The organism is Photobacterium phosphoreum (assembly GCF_002954725.1).
GTDB lineage: Bacteria > Pseudomonadota > Gammaproteobacteria > Enterobacterales > Vibrionaceae > Photobacterium > Photobacterium phosphoreum.
The window spans coordinates 2689222-2708318 of the sequence record NZ_MSCQ01000001.1; the positions used below are offsets into that span (position 1 = coordinate 2689222).

Annotated in this window: 19 protein-coding genes; 5 read left to right on the top strand and 14 right to left on the bottom strand. The window is 42.1% G+C overall.

The genetic code is table 11. The features are described from left to right. Positions 1–1372, top strand: a 1372-nt coding sequence (locus tag BTO21_RS11920; protein ID WP_477646130.1) for an Orn/Lys/Arg family decarboxylase, incomplete at its 5' end; no start/stop codon positions are given. A gap of 237 nt (positions 1373–1609) precedes the next feature. Here the strand turns inward: BTO21_RS11920 and cspE (BTO21_RS11925) are convergent. From cspE (BTO21_RS11925) to ftnA, 8 genes are all read right to left on the bottom strand, one after another. After that, on the bottom strand, positions 1610–1822 hold the full coding sequence (cspE, locus tag BTO21_RS11925; protein ID WP_045032950.1) for a transcription antiterminator/RNA stability regulator CspE: 213 nt from the start codon (positions 1820–1822) through the stop codon (positions 1610–1612). A gap of 254 nt (positions 1823–2076) precedes the next feature. Then, positions 2077–2292 (bottom strand): transcription antiterminator/RNA stability regulator CspE, encoded by a 216-nt coding sequence (cspE, locus tag BTO21_RS11930; RefSeq protein ID WP_105026807.1) that lies wholly within the window; start codon positions 2290–2292, stop codon positions 2077–2079. Between the two features lie 211 nt (positions 2293–2503). Then, positions 2504–2713: a hypothetical protein gene (locus BTO21_RS11935; protein WP_045032057.1), complete on the bottom strand. Its 210-nt coding sequence runs from the start codon at positions 2711–2713 to the stop codon at positions 2504–2506. 350 nt (positions 2714–3063) lie between these two features. After that, positions 3064–3267: a transcription antiterminator/RNA stability regulator CspE gene (gene cspE, locus BTO21_RS11940; protein ID WP_005372118.1), complete on the bottom strand. Its 204-nt coding sequence runs from the start codon at positions 3265–3267 to the stop codon at positions 3064–3066. Between the two features lie 378 nt (positions 3268–3645). Continuing rightward, complete coding sequence (locus tag BTO21_RS11945; protein ID WP_045032060.1) at positions 3646–4833, bottom strand: BaiN/RdsA family NAD(P)/FAD-dependent oxidoreductase; 1188 nt, start codon at positions 4831–4833, stop codon at positions 3646–3648. A 146-nt stretch (positions 4834–4979) separates the two neighbouring features. Beyond that, positions 4980–6089 (bottom strand): mechanosensitive ion channel family protein, encoded by a 1110-nt coding sequence (locus BTO21_RS11950; RefSeq protein WP_045032061.1) that lies wholly within the window; start codon positions 6087–6089, stop codon positions 4980–4982. A 146-nt stretch (positions 6090–6235) separates the two neighbouring features. Beyond that, on the bottom strand, positions 6236–6574 hold the full coding sequence (uspB, locus tag BTO21_RS11955) for a universal stress protein UspB (RefSeq protein WP_036789200.1): 339 nt from the start codon (positions 6572–6574) through the stop codon (positions 6236–6238). A 75-nt stretch (positions 6575–6649) separates the two neighbouring features. After that, positions 6650–7180 carry a non-heme ferritin gene (gene ftnA, locus BTO21_RS11960; protein ID WP_045032064.1) on the bottom strand — a complete coding sequence of 177 codons (531 nt, stop codon included), beginning with the start codon at positions 7178–7180 and terminating at the stop codon, positions 6650–6652. A gap of 258 nt (positions 7181–7438) precedes the next feature. On the opposite strand from ftnA, the gene BTO21_RS11965 reads away from it, so the two are divergent. Both BTO21_RS11965 and BTO21_RS11970 read left to right on the top strand, forming a co-directional pair. Further along, positions 7439–7861, top strand: a complete 423-nt coding sequence (locus BTO21_RS11965; protein WP_045032066.1) for a universal stress protein — start codon at positions 7439–7441, stop codon at positions 7859–7861. A 134-nt stretch (positions 7862–7995) separates the two neighbouring features. Then, the gene (locus tag BTO21_RS11970) at positions 7996–8883 is read left to right on the top strand and encodes a carboxylate/amino acid/amine transporter (RefSeq protein ID WP_045032067.1); all 888 of its coding nucleotides are present in this window, start codon (positions 7996–7998) and stop codon (positions 8881–8883) included. Between the two features lie 47 nt (positions 8884–8930). On the opposite strand, the gene fre is transcribed toward BTO21_RS11970, so the two are convergent. The 5 genes from fre to trxA form a co-directional block, all read right to left on the bottom strand. Further along, a complete protein-coding gene (gene fre / locus BTO21_RS11975) occupies positions 8931–9641 on the bottom strand; it encodes an NAD(P)H-flavin reductase (RefSeq protein ID WP_045032069.1) in 711 nt (236 codons plus the stop codon). A 9-nt stretch (positions 9642–9650) separates the two neighbouring features. Further along, on the bottom strand, positions 9651–9914 hold the full coding sequence (locus tag BTO21_RS11980; protein WP_045032071.1) for a 2Fe-2S iron-sulfur cluster-binding protein: 264 nt from the start codon (positions 9912–9914) through the stop codon (positions 9651–9653). Positions 9915–10001: 87 nt separating this feature from the next. Further along, positions 10002–11864 carry a 4-hydroxy-3-polyprenylbenzoate decarboxylase gene (gene ubiD, locus BTO21_RS11985; protein WP_045032073.1) on the bottom strand — a complete coding sequence of 621 codons (1863 nt, stop codon included), beginning with the start codon at positions 11862–11864 and terminating at the stop codon, positions 10002–10004. 237 nt (positions 11865–12101) lie between these two features. Beyond that, the gene (gene rho, locus BTO21_RS11990; RefSeq protein ID WP_045032075.1) at positions 12102–13367 is read right to left on the bottom strand and encodes a transcription termination factor Rho; all 1266 of its coding nucleotides are present in this window, start codon (positions 13365–13367) and stop codon (positions 12102–12104) included. Positions 13368–13564: 197 nt separating this feature from the next. Next, the gene (gene trxA / locus BTO21_RS11995) at positions 13565–13891 is read right to left on the bottom strand and encodes a thioredoxin TrxA (RefSeq protein ID WP_045032077.1); all 327 of its coding nucleotides are present in this window, start codon (positions 13889–13891) and stop codon (positions 13565–13567) included. A gap of 112 nt (positions 13892–14003) precedes the next feature. On the opposite strand from trxA, the gene rhlB reads away from it, so the two are divergent. Both rhlB and gppA read left to right on the top strand, forming a co-directional pair. Next, positions 14004–15314 (top strand): ATP-dependent RNA helicase RhlB, encoded by a 1311-nt coding sequence (rhlB, locus tag BTO21_RS12000; protein ID WP_045032079.1) that lies wholly within the window; start codon positions 14004–14006, stop codon positions 15312–15314. A 19-nt stretch (positions 15315–15333) separates the two neighbouring features. After that, complete coding sequence (gene gppA / locus BTO21_RS12005; protein ID WP_045032081.1) at positions 15334–16824, top strand: guanosine-5'-triphosphate,3'-diphosphate diphosphatase; 1491 nt, start codon at positions 15334–15336, stop codon at positions 16822–16824. A 108-nt stretch (positions 16825–16932) separates the two neighbouring features. Here the strand turns inward: gppA and prlC are convergent, their stop codons facing one another. Further along, positions 16933–18975, bottom strand: coding sequence for an oligopeptidase A (gene prlC / locus BTO21_RS12010; protein ID WP_045032083.1), 2043 nt, complete (start codon positions 18973–18975; stop codon positions 16933–16935). Between the last annotated feature and the right edge of the window lie 122 nt (positions 18976–19097).

Genomic DNA, 19097 nt, shown 5'->3' on the forward strand with positions numbered 1-19097 from the left:
TGCGGGCATTCCTTTCAACGCTGATGAGAAAAAAGCCAGCTACGCTGTAGTAACTAACTGTACTTACGACGGTTTATGTTACCACTCAGAAGTGACTGAAGCGCTACTAGGCGAAAGCTCTAGCCGTATTCACATGGACGAAGCATGGTTTGGTTACGCACGTTTTAACCCTATCTATAAGGGTCACTACGCAATGCGTGGCGATGCTAAAGACCACACAGGTCCTACAGTATTTGCAACTCACTCAACGCACAAGTTATTGAATGCATTATCTCAAGCATCATACATTCACGTACGTAACGGTGAAAATGCGATTAACTTCGATCGTTTCAACCAAGCTTACATGATGCACACTTCAACATCACCGCTGTACGCAATCTGTGCATCTAACGATGTTGCAGCGAACATGATGAAAGGCGAAAGTGGTCTATCACTCACTAACGAAGTGAACCGCGAAGCAATTGTGTTCCGTCAAAGCATGCGCCAACTATTTAACGATTACACAGCTGAAAACGATTGGTTCTTCAAGCCTTGGAACGCTGAAACTGTTACAGAAATGAACGGCGACAAGGTTAATTTCGAAGATGCTTCTGTTGAGGCACTAATGACTATCCAACAAAACTGGAAACTGACGCCTGGTGACAAGTGGCACGGTTTTGACGAAATCGACAATGACTGGTGTATGCTTGATCCAATCAAAGTTAGCTTGTTAACTCCGGGTCTTGACGACAATGGCAAGTTTCTAGAAACAGGTGTTCCAGCTGCCCTTGTAACTGCATACCTAGGTCGTTTCGGTATCGTACCAACCCGTACAACTGACTTCCAAGTAATGTTCCTATTCTCAATGGGTATTACTAAAGGTAAGCGTGACACCTTGATCAACACCTTGTTGTCATTCAAGCGCCATTACGATGCTAACTCTCCGCTAGAGACTATTTTACCTGAACTGGTTGCATCTTCACCTGCAACTTACTCTGGCCTTGGGTTGCGTGATCTTGGTGAGCGTATGTTCAAATACCTCGTCCGTCATAACCCAAGCCAAGTACTGAACCACGCTTACTCAAGCCTTCCAGTAATGGAAGTGAAACCACGTACTGCTTACCAGTTCGTAGTATCTGATGACGTTGAGTTAGTTGCTTCTAATAAGCTTGTTGGCCGCGTTGCAGCGAACTCGGTTATCCCTTACCCACCAGGTATTCCAATGCTTATGGGTGGCGAAAACTTCGGTGATGATACAAGTCCTCAAATCCAGTACTTGAAAGCACTAGAAGCATGGGATGCTGAATTCCCTGGTTTCGAACACGAAACTGAAGGCGCAGAAATCGAAGACGGTAAATACCACGTTCTTTGTATCAAAAAAGACGCACTATAATCGCCTAACGCGCTGACATGCCGACTTTACTAATCCCTTGCTGTTTACAGTGAGGGATTTTTTTATATTAAGAAGTGCAGGAAGTGCAGGAAGTGCAGGAAGTGCAGGAAGTGCAGGAAGTGCAGGAAGTGCAGGAAGTGCAGGATATTATTAGAAAAAATATGAGTACTAGCAATGTATAGATATAAAAAATGCCGGCCTTAGCCAGCATTTTTATTATTTATCAACGAGGATAAATTAGATAGCTACAACATTTGCAGCTTGTAGGCCTTTTTGGCCTTGTTCTACTTCGAAAGACACTTTTTGACCTTCAGCCAATGTCTTGAAGCCTTCAGAAGCGATAGCACGGAAGTGAACGAATACGTCAGCACCGCCGTTGTCTTGAGTAAGAAAACCAAAACCTTTCTCTTCGTTAAACCATTTTACTAGACCAGTTGTTGTATTAGACATGATGTGTCCCTTATATTTTATTTCATTAAGTTGCCGCAACACGCGACAGGCTGAAATGAGAATGTTTGAACTATCGATAAAGCAAAGGGAAACACGGATACAACAACATAAAATGTAGCGATAAACAGTTTTCTTTTTGATAAAGATGACAAATAATATTTTCAGCAGTGTAAGACATTTAACTAATATCTTCGTTAGTTAAACACCCTATTGGATGTTTAGGTAGCGGCAATACCGCTACCTAACTGTTAGTCTTATAGACCAACAACATTTGCCGCTTGCAGACCTTTTTGGCCTTGCTCAACATCAAATGATACTTTCTGGCCTTCAGCTAATGTCTTGAAGCCTTCAGAAGCGATGGCACGGAAGTGAACGAATACGTCAGCACCGCCGTTGTCTTGAGTAAGAAAACCAAAACCTTTCTCTTCGTTAAACCACTTAACTGTACCCATTGTTTTTGATAATGACATTTGGTGTTCCTTAATTTGAATCTGATTGAACTATCGCGTAGTGCAATAATTTGAAATGATAATATTTACAAGTAATAATGCGAACATCATCATTATAATAATACCGAATTATTATAATGTGTCGTTAATACTTATAGAGTAATTAAATAATGTCATTTGGCGAGATAAGACATTTAATTAAAATCATTTCTTAATTAAATCCCCTGAGGTATTAATAAGAAATATAGAAATTACCAATCACTTTATTGCTGCTATTAGTTATATTGCCTGCGGCTGTTTTTTCGCAGTAACTGAATGATATATCTAGATTATCAACATTACCGTTAATAAGAATATGACGTTTTAACACATCGCTATTTAACTGGTGAATATTGGCAGTCCAAGCACGTTGATCTTTTACTAAATTAAAGTTTACTATCATTGTTTAACCTCTTGGTTTTCATTTAAATTTACAGGGGTTTCTGGGCGAGTTTGTTGGAACCAAAACCGCTTACGGCCTAATGAACGAGACATAAGTATCCTCAATTGTTTATTCGTAATAAAAATATTAAGACGATAAAATTCATCTAAATCTTTTATACGGATTAAGTATTAAAATGCTATTTATAATAAAGTAACGAAGAAAATAAGGAACGTAACGACAAATACAGATGCAGATGTTGGAAGTGTTTTATATTTCGATGATATTGTATAAATAATTTTTTAGTTAAAAATAATGTAAGTTAAAAGTAACGTCAATGGCACTACGACCACTGACGTCGACTTAAAATATTATAAAGCTACAACGTTTGCAGCTTGAAGACCTTTTTGGCCTTGCTCTACTTCAAAAGACACTTTTTGGCCTTCAGCAAGAGTTTTGAAACCTTCAGAAGCGATTGCACGGAAATGAACGAATACGTCAGCACCGCCATTGTCCTGAGTAATGAAACCGAAACCTTTCTCTTCGTTGAACCACTTAACGATACCAGTAGACATAATGTGTCCCTTATTTGATTAAAATTCATAATATTTATCGCGATTATATCACGATGCACTGAAAGCTTGAATTATTGAATGTGACTATGAAGCTAAGGGAAACACTAAGGAATGCAACACTAACGAAGATATTCTGAGGGTTTTTCTTTTACTTGACGTTTTCATTAATAACTCCGAACAACAGAGCGACATCATTATTATGTGGTTAGCAATCATTGTAAAGATTTATTTTCAGATAAAAACCAAAATAAAACATAACACATTGATATTGCTTGTTAATAAATTAACCGTTACCAAGCAATATCGACAAAAAAACACCACTTTGAATGAATTTCGAATCTTTTGAAGACTTACAACATCAAATTTAGCGCTTAAAAATCACACATTTTGACCAGCAACATAGCCAGAACTCCACGCCCACTGGAAGTTATAACCACCGAGCCAACCACTAACATCCATCACTTCACCAGCAAAAAACAGCCCGTTGATTTTTTTAGATTCCATGGTTTTAGATGACAGTTCATCAGTATCAACCCCACCTAACGTCACTTCAGCAGTGCGGTAGCCTTCGGTGCCATTAGGCGCAATGTTCCATTGGTGGAAATAGGTTCCTAGCTGCTCAAATTCTTTATGATTAAGTTGCTTTAACGGTTTATCGGTAATGTCACCACGGGTGATTAAGACTTCAATTAAACGCTTAGGTAACAAGCGCGATAAGGTGTTTTTTAAACTCTGATTTGGATGCAGTTCACGTAATTCAATTAACGTTTCAGTCAAATTCAGCATCGGTAACAAATCAATACTCACCTTTTGGCCTGGCAACCAATACGATGAAATTTGCAGTACCACAGGGCCTGATAAACCACGGTGAGTAAATAATAAATTTTCTTTAAAGCTGGTACCGTCTGCGGTCGTGATCACCGCAGGGACAGCAATACCTGATAGTTCTTCAAAAGCGTCTTTATCTTGCTTATGGAGTGTAAATGGCACTAAACCTGCGGTGGTTGGCACCATTGTCAGCCCAAACTGCTCAGCAATTTGATAGCCAAACGGGGTCGCACCCAATTTAGGCATCGATAACCCACCCGTTGCAACCACCAGCGATTCACAGCTGATCGTTTCACCATTAACACTCAAACTAAAACCGGTCTCTAGTTGTGTGATTGAGGTGATATCGGTCTGATAACGTAAACTGATATTAGGCAAATCACATTCTGCCACCAACATTTTGACAATGTCTTTGGCGGAATCAACACAAAATAACTGCCCATGATCGCGCTCTTCATAGTCAATTTCATGCTGACACACCAAGCCAATAAAATCCCATTGACTGTATTGTGACAATGCTGATTTAACAAAATGGGGATTACGGCAAACATAATTATTAGCAGCGACATCATTGTTAGTGAAGTTACAACGACCACCACCTGAAATTAAAATTTTACGACCAGGTTTCTTGCCATGATCAAGCACTAACACTGAGCGTCCACGCTTACCTGCGGTGGCAGCACACATTAAGCCTGCAGCACCTGCACCAATAATTACTACATCATATTTGTTTGCCATGGATTTCAATCAGCCTTAAATGTCACTAAATAAACGCAAAAAGGATGCTAACGATTAGCATCCTTTTTCTATTGTTGTTGCTATTTTACCTGCCTCTTAGCCCAATACCAACTGCTATCCAACCACAGTGATTTATTCGATTAAAATCAAGCTTGTTGACGACTCTCAATCGCCGTTAATGCGGTAATTGCAGCTGTTGGCATATCTAAAGTGGTGGTTGGGAACGCAAAATCGGCTCCACGGGCATGTACAATCGCGACAATTTGCAGCATCACATCTTGCTGAACCGCTTTGTATTTGACCCAATCAACGGTTTTGGTAAAGGTATACACTAAAATATTGAGTGACGATGGTCCGTAAGTATCAAAGCTCACAATCAAGGTTTGGCGCGTTTCAATATCAGCATGATTTTGGAGCATGGTTTTAATATCATCGACCACCAGCCCCACGACAGCAGCATCGCAATAACGTAAACCAACACTTTGTTTAATACGTCGATTCTGCATCCGTGAGGCATTTTCCACCACCACCGAACTGAAGACCGAATTCGGCACATACAGTGGGCGCTTATCAAAAGTACGGATCACTGTCATACGAAACCCAATCCGTTCAATAGTGCCTTCTATTTGTCGATCTGGACTTCGAATCCAATCGCCCACTTTAAAGGGACGATCAAAATAAATCATCATGCCACCAAAGAAGTTCGCCAGTAAATCCTTAGCAGCCATACCGACCACTAAACCACCGACACCACCAAACGTTAACAGACCCGACAAGCTTAAGCCGAAATTCTGCATTACAATTAAACTACTTAACACCATTACCAGTAAGCGCAATATTTTTGAAATAGCGGTTACTGTGGTGGCATCACGATGGGGGCGATTATCTAAGATGGTTTGTTCAATATTGGTGATCAACCGCATCACGATCCAAATAAAGACCCCAACCAATAATAGATGGCGTAACAATGCTAAGAAACCACTGGAATAGGTCGTAATATTATCGACCATGATCCCTAATGCCATCAGCCCTGGCCACACCCAAATACATAACGAAACAGGCGCTCGAACAGCATCAATTAAAGCATCATCCCAAATTAAATGGGTTTTACTCGCCATGGTCGCTAAACGGCGCGAAAGTAATAACCATCCACCCCACAATAACGCGCTCAACAGTAGCAATAAGCCAATATTATATATCCAATTAACGGACGCACCTTTTTCAAGTGATGCCCACCAAAGTAAAAATTGATCCATAGCGACTTAGTTTCCGATACTGAATGGGTAAAAATGAGGGTGATTGGTAAGTTATTCGTATATCAATACCAATGATATAACACTGAGCGAGGATACAGCAAAGAAAGTGTCACCAGAGCAGTGACACCTCAGAAAGAGATGTGAGATTAGAGCCCGAGGAAAGCGACGGCAAAAATAGCCACAAAGAAAGTGATCATAAAGGTACTTGCTAATACAAATAGCTTGCGCACTTTCATGCATTTCGCCATAAAAAGCGGATCGTGATGTTTTTTATACTGTTGACTGCGAATGTAATGAAATAAGCGAATCTGTTTACTAACGTTACCTTGCGATGAAAAAAAACCGCGTCCGTCGACCTGCTGATACAGCAACGGATCACAATCTCGCATCACCACCAACAAAGAACGTAATGTACTGATGTATCTACATGTATTAACAGTTGCTACCACAAAAATCGCAACTAAAAGTGCATCACCACTGATCATAGTTATCCCCTTTATATATCACTGGCTTACAGGGATAAAAGGGGCAGTGTATTACCACTCCCCCTTCGAACCACTTTAAGCTTGTGAATCCATTACTGATGTTGGTGCTGACTCGCCTTTAGCCATCGCAGCTAAGTCTTTATCAATAAAGAATAGCGCTTTGCCATCTTCACCAACTAACTCAATTTTATCTAAAATACCTTTGAATAATTTTTCTTCTTCATGTTGCTCTGATACATACCACTGTAAGAAATTAAAGGTTGAGTAATCTTGAGTCGAAAATGCAACATGAGCTAATTCATTAATTTTCTTAGTGATAAGTTGCTCATGCTCGTAAGTTTCACGGAACACTGCGCCTAAAGAAGCAAACTCATGCTTAGGTGCTTCAATGGTACCTAAAATAGGTAACGCGCCCGTTTCACTCACATAAGTAAACAAACGTTGCATATGTTGCATTTCTTCAGCAGCATGTACACGTAAGAACGCAGCAGCGCCTTCAAAGCCTTTATCTTCACACCATGCGCTCATTTGCAGGTATAAATTTGAAGAAAAGAACTCTAAATTAATTTGCTCATTAAGATTTTCAACCATTGCCTTGGCTAACATTGCACTACTCCTGTTTGTTTAAGTGTAATCAAGACATTGTCACTGTGCACTGTTAAGAATGCAACAAATGAACAAAACGTCCTTATCAAAGGACACTACTGTTAGTATAAACCACTAAAATAACAATAAAAATGAATCAACGATTACGGAAAATAATTAACCATTTCGTAACCTATAGATGCGACCTAATCGATATTTTTAAGTGTAGACCAGTGCTAACATACATCATTATTATTATATTGCCATGGAGTGTAAGTGATGGTTTATAAACATATTATCGCTGCTATCGATCTTTCTGAAGACAGCGCCTATCTCGTTGCTAAAGCAGCCAAATTAGCGCAATCATTGGATGCTAAACTATCACTGGTCCATATTGATGTAGACTATGCCGATCTTTACACTGGCTTGATTGATATTAATCTTGCAGAGATGCATGAACGTGCTGAAAGTGATGCTCAAAATAGATTACACGAGCTTGCCAACCATGCAGGCTACCCTGTAGCCCATACCTTAGTCGGTAGTGGTGATTTAAGTGAAGAAATTTGTAACGCTATCAAAGATCTTAATGTCGATTTAGTGATTTGTGGTCATCATCAAGATTTCTGGAGCAAAATTTTATCATCAACGCGTCAACTTATTAGCCGTACCCCGGTTGATTTATTGATCGTCCCGCTAAAATAATCCGCCATAAAGACAGCAGTCGTTAGCATAACGGCTGCTAACATCGTTATATTCTAGACCGTAATTCTCATACTCCTGCTGCCGCAATTTCGTTACACTGCTGTTACCCTCTATCAACACACCTTTTTTTAACGATGAAATACTTATCTGTAATAACCCTGTTGTGGGCTTTTTCTTTTAGCTTAATCGGCGTTTATCTTGCAGGCCAAGTGGATGCTTGGTTTTCGGTGTTAACCCGCGTTTGTTTGGCGGCGGTGGTTTTTTTACCGTTTTTACGCACTAAATACTTACACCCCAAGCTTGCGCTAAAGTTAATGGTTGTTGGCGCATTCCAGCTAGGGTTAATGTATTGTTTTTATTATCAATCGTTTCTATATTTAACCGTTCCTGAAGTACTGCTATTTACTATTTTCACCCCGATTTACGTTACCCTTATCTACGATGCACTTCATAAACAATTCTCGCCATGGTATTTACTCAGTGCCGTGATCGCCGTATTAGGTGCCGCGGTGATTAAGTTTGAAGGCATTAATCAGCACTTTATTATTGGTTTTTTCGTCGTTCAAGCGGCTAACCTTTGCTTTGCGATTGGTCAGGTTGGCTACAAACGCATTATGGAGCAAGAGCACGCTGATATTCCACAGCACACCGTCTTTGGTTGGTTTTATTTAGGCGCAGTTTGCGTGGCGGTGCCGATGTATTTATTGTTTGGTAATAGTGCCAAATTGCCAACAACAACGTTGCAATGGAGTATTTTAGTCTATCTTGGCGTGATTGCTTCTGGGGTGGGATATTTCATTTGGAACAAAGGCGCAACGCTAGTCAATGCTGGCGCGTTAGCGATCATGAATAATGCCTTGGTGCCTGCAGGGTTAATCGTCAACATTGTCATCTGGAACCATGATGTGGATTACCTACGATTAATTATCGGCGGCGGAATTATTTTATTGTCATTATGGTTTAACGAAACTTGGGTTAAACAAAAAATCGCCTCTCAAAGAGCATTATCCGTCAAAAAATAGACACAAAAAAGGCGCGAAATTCGCGCCTTTTTCATGGGTTTACTAACTTAAATAAATGCAAACGCATCGGCAAACATATGCTCGCGTAGCGCCCCTTTTTCAGTACAGAAACGCTCACGCGCTGCACCCGCCATTTCAAAGCGACCACAAACATAAATATCATAAGCCGATAAACTGACAAAATCTTCAGCAACGGCATCAAGTACATTACCCACTTTGCCCTGCCAACCTTCAGCCGCCGTTTCAACGACAGGTACATAGCTAATATTGGGGTACTGCAGGGCTAATGCCTGCATTTCTGCGTTAGCGTATAACTGACATAAATCACGTCCGCCCCAATAAATAAATATCGGCTGTGTTAAACCACGGCTAATACAATTATCAACCATACTGCGAATATAAGAAAAACCGGTACCACCAGCGATCATCAATAATGGTCGCTGACTTTCATGACGCAACCATGCTTCACCATGCGCGGCTTCAATCGTGACCGCGTGATGATCACTTAATGCGCTTTTCATGGTCTCAACCACCTCTAACGCATACGCATTATGCTCCGCAGCACCAATATGAAGTTCAAGCTCGTCTTGACGGCAAGGGCTGCTAGCAATCGAGAATGGGCGTTTATCTTTTTCACCCATCACGGCTAATAAGTATTGGCCCGCTTTAAAATCGAGGGCTTGTAATGGCTTTAATAAAATACGGTATGTATTACATGCCAACGGTTCAACTGACTTTACTTCACATTGGATAGACATGGTTTTCCTCTAGTCTAACGATAACACCAAGTCACTTTCCACTCTCGCTTGGCAAGCAAAAATCCAGCCTTGTGCTTGCTCTTGTGGCGTCAACATCGGCGCTAACTTATAGCTTATCTCACCATGTTGTTTACGACACATACACATTGCACAAGCACCTACTTGGCAGCGATTAGGAAAAGCGATGCCTGCGTTGAGCGCTGCTTGTAATACGGTTTGCTGCGCGTTGGCAGTAAACGTAATGTTATTAGGCAACAGGCGTACTTGGTACATAAAAAACTCTCAATTCAATGACGGATATCATCATTGAAACATAAAAACATCAAGCTAATGAGTGTGACTCAAGCTCATATTTGGCGATTAGTTATTGATTGCTAATTGCGCCCACATTGCATCAACCTGTGCCACAATCTGGGGATCTTTAATAATGGGTGTTCCCCATTCACGGTCGGTTTCTACACCGATTTTATTAGTCGCATCAAAGCCAATTTTCGAACAGCGAGTCGATGTGGCAGCTATTGATACCGTATCACGGCTTGGATCCATCCGCGTCGTCACCGCCCAAATAATATCATTCCAGTCGCGTACATTGACGTCACCATCACACACAATCACAAATTTAGCATCGGTAAATTGATTTAAGAATGCCCATACCGCGACCATCACTTGCTCGGCTTCACCTGCCACCGTTTTATTGATACTCACCATCGCCATACTGTAATCAGCGGCTTCAGGTGGTAGATAGCAATCAATAATAGCGGGCAATTGTAACTTCAGCGCTGCCAATCCCGCTTCAATATCAAACTCAGTCTTAACAGGTGATGATTCTGTGAGTGTAGTTGCCAATTCAGCCGGCCATTTAATAGTGGCATCAATCCCCATTTTCGACCCTAAACCCACCACGGGCGAAGCGAAATCCAGCGAATCAATCGGGGTATTATCAATAAATAAACTATCTCGCACCGGATCCATGCGCGTGGTCATGGCATTAATCACACTCTGCCAATCACGTGCATTGACATCATCATCACACACAATCACAAATTTAGTGTACATAAACTGGCGTAAAAATGACCACACCCCCATCATCACCCGTTTGGCATGGCCTGGATACTGTTTCTTCATCGTCACCACCGCCATGCGGTAAGAACACCCTTCTGGCGGCAGATAAAAATCAACAATCTCAGGGAACTGTTTATGCAAGATAGGCACGAACACTTCGTTTAACGCTACGCCAAGTACTGCAGGTTCATCAGGTGGACGCCCTGTATAGGTACTATGGTAAATCGGATCGTTACGCATCGTGACATGAGTAATAGTGAACACATGATGACGCTCAACCTCATTGTAATAGCCGGTATGATCGCCATAAGGACCTTCATCAGCATATTCTTCAGGGTCGATATAGCCTTCCATGACAATTTCAGCACTGGCTGGCACTTGTAAGTCGTTACTGATGCTTTTAACCACCTCAGTACGACTGCCACGCAACAAACCAGCAAACGCATATTCAGATAAAGTATCAGGTACCGGTGTTACCGCGCCTAATACCGTCGCAGGATCTGCACCAAACGCAACCGTGACAGGAAATTTTTCACCCGGATGGGCTTCACACCATTCACGCAGATCTAACGCACCACCACGGTGCGCTAACCAACGCATAATGACTTTATTTTTAGCAATCTTCTGTTGGCGATAAATGCCTAAATTTTGACGTTTTTTATTCGGGCCGCGAGTTATGGTTAAGCCCCATGTTAACAACGGTGCGACATCACCAGACCAGCAACTCATCACTGGAATTTTATCTAAGTCAACCTCATCACCTTGCCAGATTATTTGTTGGCAAGGCGCTTTACGCAATACTTTAGTGGGCATATTAAGCACTTGCTTAAATACGGGGATTTTATTAATCGCATCCCGTAACCCTTGCGGTGGCTCTGGCTCTTTTAAATACGCTAACCATTCGCCAACTTCGCGTAACTGTTTAACATTGTCACGCCCCATTCCCATTGCAACTCGCTCTGGCGTACCAAACAAGTTAGCCAGTACAGGCATGTCGTAACCGACAGGATTTTCAAACAACAATGCCGGACCACCCGCACGCAAGGTACGATCGCAAATCTCAGTCATTTCCTGATTAGGATCAACCGGCTGTTGAATACGCTGTAATTGCCCTTGTTGCTCTAAATAGGCAATAAAGTCACGTAGATCCTTGTATTTCATAGCGGCTACCTGTAGCTAAATTAAGTCAAACCAGCCTTGCTGCTATTAACTTAATGAGAATGATTTTTGCTAGTATAACCAGTTGTGAAGCGGAAAACACCCGTCGACCACAAAAAGAAAATACCCGTTTAAATTCTGTGGGTTAACCTCTTTTAGTTAGCTGTGATATTTACCTTTCAGCCATAAAAAAACGCCACCCTAGAGTGACGTTTTTAATTCAATAACCGCTTAAATTAATTATGATTTCTGACGACGCATTGCGTCAAAGAACTCTTCATTAGTTTTGGTCATTGATAATTTGTCGATCAAGAATTCCATGCTGTCCGATTCACTCATTGGGTGAACGATCTTACGCAGGATCCACATTTTCTGTAGCTCATCAGCTTTCGCCAATAACTCTTCACGACGGGTACCAGAACGATTAATGTCAATCGCAGGGAAAATACGTTTCTCAGCAATTTTGCGAGAAAGATGCAATTCCATGTTACCTGTACCTTTAAATTCTTCGTAGATAACTTCATCCATTTTAGAGCCAGTATCTACTAGCGCTGTTGCGATGATAGTTAAGCTACCGCCTTCTTCGACATTACGTGCCGCACCAAAGAAGCGCTTAGGACGGTGAAGAGCGTTAGCATCCACACCACCTGTTAATACTTTACCTGAAGAAGGAATAACGGTGTTGTAAGCACGAGCTAGACGGGTAATTGAGTCAAGTAAGATAACCACATCTTTCTTATGCTCAACTAAACGTTTTGCTTTTTCGATAACCATTTCTGCCACTTGTACGTGACGTGAAGCTGGCTCATCAAATGTTGATGCAATCACTTCGCCTTTTACAAGACGTTGCATCTCAGTTACTTCTTCCGGACGCTCATCGATAAGCAATACCATCAACACACACTCAGGGTGGTTGTGAGAAATACTTTGAGCGATATTTTGCAGTAACATTGTTTTACCGGCTTTTGGCGGTGCAACAATCAAACCACGTTGGCCTTTACCGATTGGTGAGGCTAAATCGAGAACACGTGCAGTAATATCTTCAGTTGAGCCATTACCACGTTCCATACGCATACGATCGTTTGCGTGCAGTGGAGTAAGGTTTTCAAAAAGGATTTTATTGCGAGCGTTGTCAGGTTTGTCGTAGTTTACTTCGTTAACTTTTAGTAGAGCAAAGTAACGTTCACCGTCTTTCGGTGGACGAATCTTTCCGGCAATGGTGTCGCCAGTACGAAGGTTAAAACGACGAATTTGGCTTGGTGATACATAAATATCATCAGGGCCTGCAAGGTAAGAACTGTCTGCGCTACGCAGAAAGCCGAAGCCATCTTGCAAAATCTCTAGAACACCGTCGCCAAAAATATCCTCACCACTTTTAGCATGTTGCTTAAGAATGGAGAAGATGATGTCCTGCTTACGTAAGCGGGCCAGGTTTTCCAATCCTAAACTTTCGCTAAGTGATACCAACTTAGGAATAGGTTGGCTCTTGAGTTCTGTAAGATTCATAGTGGTGGGTTTCTTGTCTGTCAAAATCGGGGTTCTATATTAGTTGAGATAAGGATGACCAATAGGGTTTGGTCAAGAATTGAACGGAAATGCAATTTCTGTGCATTACGTTAACACTAAACGTTCTACCAGTCTAGCATAGTCGCTAGACCAACCATGCACAACTTAGAAATCGTGCATGGCTCGTATTATATCACTTATAAGTTCGCTTCAAGGAACTCTTTCAGCTGAGTTTTTGATAACGCGCCAACTTTAGTTGCTGCCACTGCGCCATCTTTAAACAGTAATAACGTTGGAATACCACGAATACCAAACTTTGGCGGCGTCGCCGCGTTTTGGTCGATATTTAATTTACCAATCGTTAATTTGCCTTCGTATTCATCAGCGATTTCATCAAGAATCGGGGCAATCATTTTACATGGACCACACCATTCAGCCCAAAAATCGACTAATACCGGGCCCGCAGCATTGACAACATCAGTATCAAAACTTTCATCGGTAAGCTGCACAATCTTATCGCTCATCTTCCACTCCAACAGTGATTTTGTTAGCTGATATTGAATTAACCAGCAAATCGTTATCCTATTTGAATGGAATACGTTTCGTATTGCAACCCTAAGCTGATATTCTATAGCAATGAAAACGACACATATCACAGAGCAGAAATTTGCCGAACTAGGGTTAAACCCCCTAGTGCTAAAAGGATTGGAAGAGAAAGGGTTTCATTATTGTACCCCGATCCAGGCCTTGGCATTGCCAGTTGTGCTCACTGGCCATGATATCGCGGGACAGGCTCAAACAGGTACGGGTAAAACCCTAGCCTTTCTGACCGCTACTTTTAACTATCTATTGGAGACTCCTGCACCAGCAGAGCGTAAAACCAATCAACCGCGGGCGATCATTATGGCGCCAACGCGAGAATTGGCGATCCAAATTTTCAATGATGCGTCATCGCTACTTGCGAGCACCGGCCTTAAAGCGGGTCTTGCTTACGGTGGTGAACCTTATGAAAAACAAAAACAAGTGTTTGATGAAGGTGTTGATATCCTGATCGGTACTTGTGGTCGTATTATCGATTTCTACAAACAACGTGTTATCGACCTTGCCAGCATTCAAGTCGTGGTATTAGATGAAGCCGATCGCATGTTCGATTTGGGCTTTATTAAAGATATCCGTTTCTTGTTCCGCCGTATGCCAGAGCCAAAAGCGCGTCTAAACATGCTGTTCTCAGCAACGTTATCATACCGCGTTAAAGAACTTGCATTTGAGCACATGAATAGCCCAGAAAGCGTTGTGGTTGAACCTGCACAAAAAACAGGCCACCGCATTCAAGAAGAGTTATTTTACCCATCTAACCAAGAAAAAATGCGTTTATTACAAACGTTAATTGAAGAAGAATGGCCAGATCGTGCGATTATTTTCGCTAACACCAAGCACCGTTGTGAAGATGTTTGGGGTCATTTAGCCGCTGATGGTCATCGCGTAGGTTTACTTAATGGCGATGTACCACAGAAAAAACGTGAACGTATTCTAGAAGAATTCACCAAAGGCGATATTGATATCCTTGTGGCAACAGATGTTGCGGCACGTGGTTTACATATCCCAATGGTTACACACGTATTCAACTACGATCTGCCTGATGATGCCGAAGATTATGTTCACCGTATCGGTCGTACTGGTCGTGCTGGTGAAAGCGGTCATTCAATCAGCTTTGCTTGTGAAGAATACGCGATTAACTTACCGGCAATCGAAACCTATATCGAACATGGTATTCCACAATCAAAATATGATTCTGATGCCCTGTTAGATGATTTACCTGCGCCGATTCGCTTACAGCGTACTCCTCGTCAAGGTGGTCGTCGTAATAACCAGCGTCAAGGTCAAGGCCAGGGGCAGTCTCGTCAGCGTAATAATCGCCGTCGTCCGCCACAAAACAAACCAGCATAAAATAAGTTAAAGTATCTCTATGGAAAGAAATTCAGTATCACCGCTTTATGCCGCGATTGATTTAGGTTCTAACAGCTTTCATATGTGGGTTGTTCGTGAAGTCAATGGCAGTGTTCAAACGCTAGCTAAAATTAAACGAAAAGTACGTTTAGCTGCGGGTTTGAATAATCATAACAAACTCAGCCAAGACGCCATTCAACGTGGCCTTGACTGTTTGGCAATTTTTGCCGAACGTTTGCAGGATATCAAACCTGATCATATTCGCATTGTCGGTACTGCCGCTTTGCGTACAGCGGTCAATGCTAACGAATTTCTTTCCCAAGCTCACAGTATTCTTGGCTATCCTGTGAGCGTAATTGCGGGTAAAGAAGAAGCACGCATTATCTACCAAGGGGTTGCACATACCTCCGGTGGCAGTGATAAACGCCTAGTGGTTGATATCGGTGGCGCCAGTACCGAAGTCATTATTGGTGAAGGTTTTGATGCCAGCGCATTGACGAGCCTAAAAATTGGTTGTGTCACATGGCTGGAACGCTATTTTAAAGATCGTTACCTCACCTCAGTCAACTTTGATGCCGCCATTAATGGCGCTAAAGAAGCGATTGAAGCCATTATTGAGCGTTACACTCAGCAAGGCTGGGAAACCTGTGTTGGCGCCAGTGGCACCGTGCAAGCATTACAAGAAATTATGCTGGCACAAGGCATGGATGAAATTATTACCCTGCCGAAACTTAAACGCCTTCAACGCCAAGCGATGCAATATGAGCGTTTGGAAGATCTTGATATTGAAGGCTTAACATTAGAACGTGCGCTGGTTTTCCCTAGCGGCCTATCGATTCTAATTGCCCTATTTGAATCATTACAGATTGAATCAATGACCCTTGCTGGCGGTGCGCTACGTGAAGGCTTGGTGTATGAAATGATGGATCAAATGCGTCATCACGATGTGTGCTCTCGTACCATTATAAGCATGCAACAACGGTTTCAATTAGATCATCACCACGCAGACAGCGTCAGTGATATGGCACTGGCGTTGTTAGCTCAGTGCCCAAATTGGCAGTTGGAACCACCCGCTGAAAACTTACTTCAAGCGGCAGCCAAATTACATGAAATTGGCGCTAGCATTGAATTTAAAAAAAGTGGTGAACATGCGGCTTACTTAATTAAGCACATGGACTTACCCGGCTTTACCCGTGCCCAAAAAAATCTTATCGCTGAGCTACTGCGCCGTCATAATGGCCCATTAACCAGCTTACCAGAGCAACATGCGTTATCAGCGCCAAGTGCTGCTCGTTTACTACGCTTGCTACGACTAGCGATTATTTTATGCCATCGCCGAGATCAAACGTGTTTGCCGCCTTTTAGCTTACGCATGGAAGATAACAAATTAACGATCTTATTATCGGCAAAATGGTTGATCAATAATCCCCTAACTCGCAGTGAGTTGACCCAAGAAGCCACCCGCCAAACCGATATGGGCTGGCCAATGGTAGTAACGACACAAGACTGATTAACCGCACAATTATTTAGCGACGAGATTAATTCTCTTAGCGTTACGATCAAAAAAGGCTCCCTAAGGAGCCTTTTTTATTCATCATTACTTTGCTATTGATGTAACTTAGCCAGTAATACCACTGTGACGCAGCATTGCATCCAGTTGTGGTTCACGGCCACGGAAACGCTTAAACAATTCCATTGGCTCTTCACTGCCACCTTTTTCTAATACACAAGTCAGGAAGTCATTACCTGTTTGGGTATTAAAAATGCCTTCTTCTTCAAAGCGTGAGAACGCATCAGCTGACAATAATTCTGCCCACAAGTAACTGTAATAACCTGCGCTATAACCACCCGCAAAGATATGACTAAAGCTATGTGGAAAGCGTCCCCACTCAGGGCTGGGTACGACTGAAACTTTATCTTTAACGTCAAACAAGGTTTCTAATACCTGTGCGCCGACCTCTGGATCGTAGTTAGAGTACAAGCTGAAATCAAACAGACCAAACTCAAGCTGACGTAAAATAAACATCGCTGATTGGAAATTTTTAGCGGCAAGCATTTTATCTAGCATCACTTTTGGCAATGGCTCACCGGTTTTATAATGACTTGAAATAAACGCTAACGCTTCTTCCTGCCAGCACCAGTTTTCAAGGAATTGACTTGGTAATTCAACCGCATCCCACGGCACACCATTAATACCAGACACTGCCGCCACATCAATTTGGGTTAGCATGTGGTGAATACCATGCCCCGTTTCATGGAACAAGGTAGTAACTTCGTTATGGGTAAATAACGCTGGTTGGTCGCCAATAGGACGATTAAAGTTACAAGTTAAATAGGCTACGGGTGTTTGGAGGCTACCGTCGATGCGAGTACGGCGTACCATGCACTCATCCATCCATGCTCCACCACGTTTATGTTCACGAGCATATAGATCTAAATAGAAGCTACCACGCAACGTGCCTTGAGCATCAAAGATGTCATAGAAGGTCACTGACTCATGCCATACTTCAACCCCTAAGCGCTGTTTAATTTCAAGTCCAAACACACGCTTTAGCACTTCAAATAAACCCGCAACAACTTTTTGCTCAGGAAAATAGGGACGTAATTCTTCATCTGAAATACTGTAACGGTGCTGCTTTAATTTTTCAGAATAGAACGCAAAATCCCACGGCTCTAATTGCTCGACGCCAAATTCATTGCGGGCATACTCGCGCAACTCTGCCACTTCACGTTCACCTTGCGGCTTAGCGCGATCGGCTAAATTATTTAAAAAGCCCAATACTTGGTCGGTAGATTCAGCCATTTTGGTCGCGAGTGATTTCTCACCATAATTACTGAACCCTAATAAACACGCAATTTCATGACTGAGTTTTAGTTTTTCAGCAATAATTTCTGAGTTATCAAATTCACCAGCATTAGGACCACGATCAGAAGCTCGGGTACTAAAGGCTTGATACATTTCAGCACGTAACTCACGGTTATCACAGTAAGTCATCACCGGTAAATACGATGGAATATCTAAAGTAAATAAATAGCCTTGTTGATCTTTAGCTTGTGCATTCGCTTGTGCCGCTTGTAATGCCGACTCAGGTAAACCACTAAGTTGCTCAACATCAGTGATCACTTTGCTCCATGCCATCGTCGCATCGAGTACGTTGTTACTAAAAGTTGAAGCTAATTCAGACAGACGCTTACTGATATCACCAAAGCGTTGTTGCTGCTCGGCAGGTAAGCCAATTCCTGATAACTCAAACGCTTTCAGGGCATCATTCACTGCTTTTTGTTGAGCCTGACCCAAATCAGTAAAATCTTCACTGGCTCGAATCATCTTATACGCATCATAAAGGCCTTTATGTTGTCCAACCCACGTGCCGTAATCTGATAATAACGGTAAGCAGCTTTCATACGCTTGGCGTAACTCGGGGCTATTTTTTACCCCGTTAAGATGGCCAACAGGTGACCAGATACGTCCAAGACGATCATCTAATTCAGCCAATGGACGACAAATTGTGTCCCAAGTCGGCATTGCTAATTGAGATAGCACTGATTCAACGTTGTTACGGCAATCAGTGATCGCTTGTTCAACCGCAGGTTTAATGTGCTCAGGCTTAATATGAGCAAACGGTGGCAAATCAGTCATCGTCAATAATGGGTTAGACATACGCTTTTCCTTTATTTTTATCTTATTATTAACATGCGCCCGCGATAGATAAATTTCAATCCTTTGCTCAGTTTAGAGTATAAAAAGGCACAAATAGCGCATTTCCTTAATCTTGATAGTAG

Bases quoted from the DNA above. Each gene is read 5' to 3' on its own strand.
- cspE (WP_045032950.1), bottom strand. From the start codon at position 1,822: ATGTCTAATACAACAACTGGTCTAGTAAAATGGTTTAACGAAGAGAAA.
- cspE (WP_105026807.1), bottom strand. From the start codon at position 2,292: ATGTCATTATCAAAAACAATGGGTACAGTTAAGTGGTTTAACGAAGAG.
- BTO21_RS11935 (WP_045032057.1), bottom strand. From the start codon at position 2,713: ATGATAGTAAACTTTAATTTAGTAAAAGATCAACGTGCTTGGACTGCC.
- cspE (WP_005372118.1), bottom strand. From the start codon at position 3,267: ATGTCTACTGGTATCGTTAAGTGGTTCAACGAAGAGAAAGGTTTCGGT.
- BTO21_RS11945 (WP_045032060.1), bottom strand. From the start codon at position 4,833: ATGGCAAACAAATATGATGTAGTAATTATTGGTGCAGGTGCTGCAGGC.
- BTO21_RS11950 (WP_045032061.1), bottom strand. From the start codon at position 6,089: ATGGATCAATTTTTACTTTGGTGGGCATCACTTGAAAAAGGTGCGTCC.
- uspB (WP_036789200.1), bottom strand. From the start codon at position 6,574: ATGATCAGTGGTGATGCACTTTTAGTTGCGATTTTTGTGGTAGCAACT.
- ftnA (WP_045032064.1), bottom strand. From the start codon at position 7,180: ATGTTAGCCAAGGCAATGGTTGAAAATCTTAATGAGCAAATTAATTTA.
- BTO21_RS11965 (WP_045032066.1), top strand. From the start codon at position 7,439: ATGGTTTATAAACATATTATCGCTGCTATCGATCTTTCTGAAGACAGC.
- BTO21_RS11970 (WP_045032067.1), top strand. From the start codon at position 7,996: ATGAAATACTTATCTGTAATAACCCTGTTGTGGGCTTTTTCTTTTAGC.
- fre (WP_045032069.1), bottom strand. From the start codon at position 9,641: ATGTCTATCCAATGTGAAGTAAAGTCAGTTGAACCGTTGGCATGTAAT.
- BTO21_RS11980 (WP_045032071.1), bottom strand. From the start codon at position 9,914: ATGTACCAAGTACGCCTGTTGCCTAATAACATTACGTTTACTGCCAAC.
- ubiD (WP_045032073.1), bottom strand. From the start codon at position 11,864: ATGAAATACAAGGATCTACGTGACTTTATTGCCTATTTAGAGCAACAA.
- rho (WP_045032075.1), bottom strand. From the start codon at position 13,367: ATGAATCTTACAGAACTCAAGAGCCAACCTATTCCTAAGTTGGTATCA.
- trxA (WP_045032077.1), bottom strand. From the start codon at position 13,891: ATGAGCGATAAGATTGTGCAGCTTACCGATGAAAGTTTTGATACTGAT.
- rhlB (WP_045032079.1), top strand. From the start codon at position 14,004: ATGAAAACGACACATATCACAGAGCAGAAATTTGCCGAACTAGGGTTA.
- gppA (WP_045032081.1), top strand. From the start codon at position 15,334: ATGGAAAGAAATTCAGTATCACCGCTTTATGCCGCGATTGATTTAGGT.
- prlC (WP_045032083.1), bottom strand. From the start codon at position 18,975: ATGTCTAACCCATTATTGACGATGACTGATTTGCCACCGTTTGCTCAT.